This window comes from Microbacterium sp. (assembly GCF_035554235.1).
Taxonomy (GTDB): Bacteria; Actinomycetota; Actinomycetes; order Actinomycetales; family Microbacteriaceae; genus Microbacterium.
The window spans coordinates 1-5,668 of record NZ_DATMIO010000205.1; the positions used below are offsets into that span (position 1 = coordinate 1).

At 66.0% G+C, this 5,668-nt stretch carries 5 protein-coding genes; all 5 read right to left on the minus strand.

The genetic code is table 11. The features are described from left to right. Window positions 1-121 precede the first annotated feature (121 nt). Entirely contained in the window at window positions 122-619 is a 498-nt protein-coding gene (locus VNT50_RS10685) for a nucleoside deaminase (protein ID WP_325485102.1), read from the minus strand. A gap of 188 nt (window positions 620-807) precedes the next feature. Further along, window positions 808-2,391: a bifunctional 3-(3-hydroxy-phenyl)propionate/3-hydroxycinnamic acid hydroxylase gene (locus VNT50_RS10690; RefSeq protein WP_325485098.1), complete on the minus strand. Its 1,584-nt coding sequence runs from the start codon at window positions 2,389-2,391 to the stop codon at window positions 808-810. Beyond that, window positions 2,384-4,315: an acetoacetate--CoA ligase gene (locus tag VNT50_RS10695; protein ID WP_325485099.1), complete on the minus strand. Its 1,932-nt coding sequence runs from the start codon at window positions 4,313-4,315 to the stop codon at window positions 2,384-2,386. The genes VNT50_RS10690 and VNT50_RS10695 overlap by 8 nt, the downstream gene beginning before the upstream one ends. 26 nt (window positions 4,316-4,341) lie before the next feature. After that, on the minus strand, window positions 4,342-5,193 hold the full coding sequence (locus VNT50_RS10700) for a fumarylacetoacetate hydrolase family protein (protein ID WP_325485100.1): 852 nt from the start codon (window positions 5,191-5,193) through the stop codon (window positions 4,342-4,344). Continuing rightward, a partial coding sequence (locus VNT50_RS10705) for a VOC family protein (RefSeq protein ID WP_325485101.1) occupies window positions 5,190-5,668 on the minus strand: 479 nt, incomplete at its 5' end. The genes VNT50_RS10700 and VNT50_RS10705, both read right to left, overlap by 4 nt.

Here is a 5,668-nt window from a genome sequence, read left to right on the forward strand (position 1 = left end):
CAGCGGGTACGTCGTGCCTCCGGGAGTGTCAGTTGACGTTTACCCGTTGACCACGCCCTGACACCCGAGCCCGAGGTTGTGGCTGTTCAGCCGCTCTGCCTCAAAGGGATGCGCGACTCCCCTAGCCCTCCGCCTGCGCAACCGCCCGCCGGTGCAGTTCGTGCATCTGGGTGTCGAACGGCGCCACCGGCGTGATCACGACGACATCTGGCGCGACATCCGTGAGCGGCATTGGCGTCACCGGGCCGGCCGGCAATCCCCACGCCGCCCGCCACTCGGCGAGCTGTGCGGCCGACGCGGCAGCGACGACGCGTCCCAGTCCCGCCCATCCGTGGGCGGCTGCGCACATCGGGCAGTGCTCGCCCGACGTGTAGACCGTCGATGTTGCACGCTGGTTGGGGGTGAGGTGTGCGATCGCCCACCTCACGAGCGCCAATTCAGGATGCGCGGTCGGGTCGCCATCGGATCGCTCGCGGTTCGTCGCCTCGGCCAGCACTGCTCCGTCTGCATCGACGAGGGCCGATCCGAACGGATCGTCGCCGTTCTCGAGCGCGTGCGTCGCGAGCTCGACGCACCGCCGCAGGTGACCCTCGTCGATGCTGGAGATCTCGGCATCCATCTTCGTCACCCCTTCGATTCGCAGCCGATCCCGGCTCCAAGCCCAGTCCCTTCTATACCCCATGCAGTCGAGCCTTGTGGGGTTTTGTGGGCTCGAGAGAACGGAAGCCATGACCTGCACCGCGAACGGGTGTCCGTGCCGTCGCGACAATGACGACGTCGTCATCCTTGACTGTCATCGCGGTCCTCTCAACTCGAAATCGTGGCGGTGGCCGGATCGAGGGCTTTCATCAGCGCTATCGCCTCATCGACGCTCACGGCAGAGCCGAACCCGTGGAAGTCAGGTCGGTACACGATCGCGACCGCCATCGTGGAATCGAAGACACGCGAATAGCGTCCGTCGATATCCGCCCCGCTGTGTCGATTCCGCGGCGCCGCGTCCCCTGGCACGATCTCGATGACTTTGCAATCGATTCCGTCTGGCCTGGCGTCGCGTATGCGCTGTGCGTCGGCCTCGCTGACGCGCCGGGCATCGATAAAGGCCGCGAAGGCTCCCCACGTAATGCGGTCGGCGTTGATGACCGAGCCGTCGAGCCCGCGCAGCCGACCCTGAACGCCGACGCGTCCTGCTATCGGGTCGTCGCCGGGCGCGCCGCCTGGGAAGAACCCGCTTCCGAGCACCTCGGGCGGCATCACCGGCAGCGCGTTCCACGGCAGGGGACCCTTTTCCAGGAAGTGCGCGTCTCGTGCGGCTACCTTCTCCGGATCGGTCTCACAGATGAGTCGACCTAGTTCTAGCGACATGTGCAATGCGTACTGCACGTGCGAGAGCCGTTCAGACCCGTACGTGTCGAGCAGCTCCGGCTGCGCCTCGCCACGGAGAACGTGGTCCAGCTTCCACACCAGGTTGAGCGCGTCTCGGCAGCCCGAGACCATGCCGCGGCCCCAAAAGGGTGGCATGAGGTGCGCAGCGTCGCCCGCGATGAAGACGCGACCGTCGCTCCACCGGTCGGCAACACGGGCGTGGAAGGTGTACATCGCGAGGCGTTCGAGCTCCGCATCCTCTGGGTGAACGCCCCACGGCTCGACGAGCGACCACGCCGTCTCAGGGGTGCTGAACGACGCCGCCTCGTCGCCCGGCATCCGCATGAACTCGAATCGGCGCCGCCCGGGACCACCCGACACGCAGGAGGTCGGGCGAGCCGGGTCGCAGATCTGCCCGTTGACTGGCACCCACTCGCGAGGAGCCATCTTGAGGTCCATGACCAGCCAGTCGGAACTGAAGTCGAGGTTCTCTTGTTGAAAACCGGCGAGCGCACGCACAGTAGAGTTCGCACCGTCGCATCCGATGAGGTACCCCACGCGGATTTGCCTCGTGCCCGCCGGCGTCTCCACGGTCGCGGTGACGCCGTCATCATCCTGCACATACGAGACGAGCGCGGTGGACCAGAGGTTGTCCAGTGTCCCGGCCTCGTCCTGGTGCCTCCGGAGCGCCTGCTCCAGGTCTGGCTGCGCGAACATGGTCGACTCGGGCCAGCCCTGATCGCCGTCGAGTGCATTCGGGAACGTCAGCAGAAGCCGCCTGTCCGCGCTGAGCCAGTCGTATGCTGCGGCGGGTTCGCTGAAAGTCGATTGCTCATCCTCTCCGATGCCGAGACCTGCCAGCAGCCGGTTGACGTCCGGGTCGTAGTGAACGGCGCGCGGAAGCGCGTAGGCGAGCTCGTGGCGCTCGATCGCGACGACGCGGTGACCTCGCTGTGCGAGGTAGAGCGAGACGATCTGCCCCACCACCCCCTGCCCTACGACGAGGACGTCGTAGTCCGTTTCACTCACGTGCTGGCCTTTCGTTCTGACGCGATTCGCGCGCGCGACGGGTGAACCAATCGACCGTGGACGGATTCGAAAGGGCTCCGAGATTGACCGCCAGTTCCACTGGGCGGCCGAGGAAGAGCTTCTTCAGCGGAACCTCGATCCGCTTGCCGGCGTGCGTGACCGGGATTCCAGGAACATGCTCGATGGTGTCCGGGACGTGTCGTGCACTTGCGCGGGCGCGGATGGTCGTGCGGATGGTGGTGCGGAGTTCGTCATCGAGGACGTGGCCGTCAGCGAGCTCGACGAACAACGGCATCCAGTAGCCGCCGTCGGGGCGTTCGATTCCCAAGACGACGCTGTTACGGATGACCGGAATCGTGTCGAGGGCGGCGTAGATCTCCGCGCTGCCGAGTCGAACGCCGTCACGATTGAGGGTCGCGTCGCTGCGGCCGTGGACGATGACCCCGGCGGACCTGGTGCGGCTGATGAGATCGCCATGAGTCCAGACAGAGGGATCCCGCTCGAAGTAGGCGGCGCGATAGAGAGCTCCGTCGTCGTCGTCCCAGAACCCGATGGGCATCGAGGGCATCGGGGCAGTGACTGTCAGCTCTCCCACCTCGCCGTCGGCGACCTGTGAGCCGTCGTCCGCGCGCACCTCGAGAGCGACACCGAGGGCCGGACCCTGGAGCTCGCCGACGTGGACAGGCTGCCATTGATTGCCCCCGACAAACCCGCTGCAGATGTCTGTGCCTCCGGAGTCGCTGGAGAGGTGAACGTCCGGCTTGACGGCATCGTGCACCCACCGCCAGGTCGACGGCGACAGAACGGACCCGGTGGACATGATCGTGTGAAGCGCGGACAGATCGTGCCGATCGCCTGGCCGAAGGCCCGACTTCTCCACGAGCGCGAGGTAGGCAGCGCCGGTCGCCAGCATGGTCGTGCCGGATTCGGCCACGATCTCGAACTGTCGGTCGGGCTCGGGCCACGTCGAGGCGCCGGGGAAGGTGACCACCGCCGATCCGACGCTGAGGGTGTTAGGAAGCGTGTTCCAGACCATCCAGGACGTGTTCGCGGCGGTGAAATAGCGGTCCTCCAGCCCGAGACCGAATTGCAGTCCGATTCCCTTCGCCGCCTCGAGCAGGATGCCCCCGTGGCCGTGCACGATCCCCTTCGGCGCACCCGTTGTGCCGGATGAGAAAAGCACCCACAGAGGGTGATCGAATGGGACGCGGACGTACTCCGGCTCAGCCGACGGCAACGAATCAAGGTCATCGAGAGTGATCAACTCCCGTGATGTCGGCAGTGCAGCCTGAACCGAGTTCTGCAAGCGCGAGGTTTCGACGGTGCGCCCTTTGAAGACATATCCGGACGATCCGACGAGCACGCGCGGTCGCAACTGCCGAAGACGCTCGACGATTGCGGTCTCGGCGAAGTCAGGCGCACACACGGACCAGGTCGCACCGATCGCTGCGGTGGCGAGCATCGCGACGATGGTTTCAGGTGTGTTGGGGAGCACGCCGGCGACCACGTCTCGTCTGCCGACGCCGGCGGTCCGGAGACGTGCCGAGAAGGCGGCGACACGATCCTGGAGCCGGCCCCACGACCATGAGTCGACCCCGCCGCCCTCATCCAGTCCCAGGATTGCCAGGGAGTCGGCCCGTCCGCGTGCATGACGCATGACGTTCTCCGTGAAGTTGAGCCGCGCCCCCGGATACCAGACCGCGCCGGGCATTCGTGAGTCGGCCAGGGCATTGTCCGCGAAGTCGTCGCCGATGATCCCCGCATGCGCGCGAACGGCGTCCCAGAACTGTCCGGGCTGGGTGATCGACCACCGCCAGAACGACGGGTAGTCGTCCAGGGCGATGCCGAATCGGTCGGCGACCTGGTGACGCAGCGACCACATATTGGTCGCCTCGATGCTCTCCCGGGTGGGAGTCCAGCTCACTTCCGGCGACTCGACGGTTGAGGTGTTCACGATGCGGCGACGAAGGCGTTCTGGAACGATCCGATCCCGTTCAACGTGCTCGTCAGGGTGAACCCAGGACGCATCAGGATGCCGCGCCCCAGCCCGACACCCGCGGGAGTACCCGTCCAGATGAGATCGCCGGGCAGGAGGGTGACGATCTGCGATAGCCGATGGATGGACTCGGGGACGCTGAAGAACATGTCGTTCGTGGAGCCCTCTTGAACAGTCAGGGGCTCCTCTCCGGGTCGCTCGAGCACCGCGTGGAACTCGATCGCGTCCCTGTCGGCGAACTCGTCCGGCGTGACGATGAACGGGCCGAAAGGTCCGAAGTTCGGGTACGACTTGCCCATCGAGAACTGAGGCACGGGACCGCGGCGCTGCACGGCCCTCTCGCTGATGTCCTGACCGAGCGCAACGCCCGCCACTCGCGACCAGGCATCTGCTTTGTCGATGCGGTGCCCGCCGGTGCCGATAACGACCACGATCTCCGTTTCGTAATCGACATCATCACTCGGGAGCTCGACGGTGGCGTTCGGGGCCGCGAGGCTCGACTGGAACTTGGTGAATACGATCAGGTCGTCCGGCGCAGGGATGCCGGCTTCTTCGGCATGCGCCTTGTAGTTGACTCCGATCGCCAGCACCTGGCCGGGGTTGGGCACGGGGACGCCGAGGGATGCCTGGTCGAACGGCAGACCGCCGGAGAGGTCGACGTCACCGGCCCATGCGACGAACGCGCTCCACTTCTGGTACACGTCGATCGGATCTGGACCGAAGGCTCCGTCGCTCGCCGTGGCGATGTCGACGGCGGTCGACTCGGAGATCAGCGCCGCGCGGCCGTTGAGATTCGCGATCCTCATCGGCCTGCTCCTGCCGGCGGGAACGCCACGCCTTCGAGCAGCGAAGGGTCGGCTGCGACCTTCTCGGCCCAGACATCCGGGAACGCGGGGTTCGGCACTTCGGCTGCAGGACGGTACTCACCTGCGTAGGCACGTTCGTGGATCTCGTCGTGATCGAGCCCCGCATCACGAGCCTCGACGAGCTTGTCGGGGTCGAACTGTGGGCCGAGCTGGTCTTCAGCGAACTCCCGCGACGCCCACATCCACTCTTTGGATTTGCCCCAGTCCCGGAAGTTGTCGACCTGGATCTCCACGCCATTGCCGTCCGGATCGGCGTAGTAGATCGACATGGTCATCCCGTGGTCCATGCAGAACGCCGGCGAGATGCCCAGGTCGCGAAGCCGGACGTAGTTGTCCAGCCAGGAGTCGAAGTCCTCGTACTCGAACGCGGTGTGGTGGATGCCGGCGGTGTGCGGCTTGTCCACGGGCGGCTTGG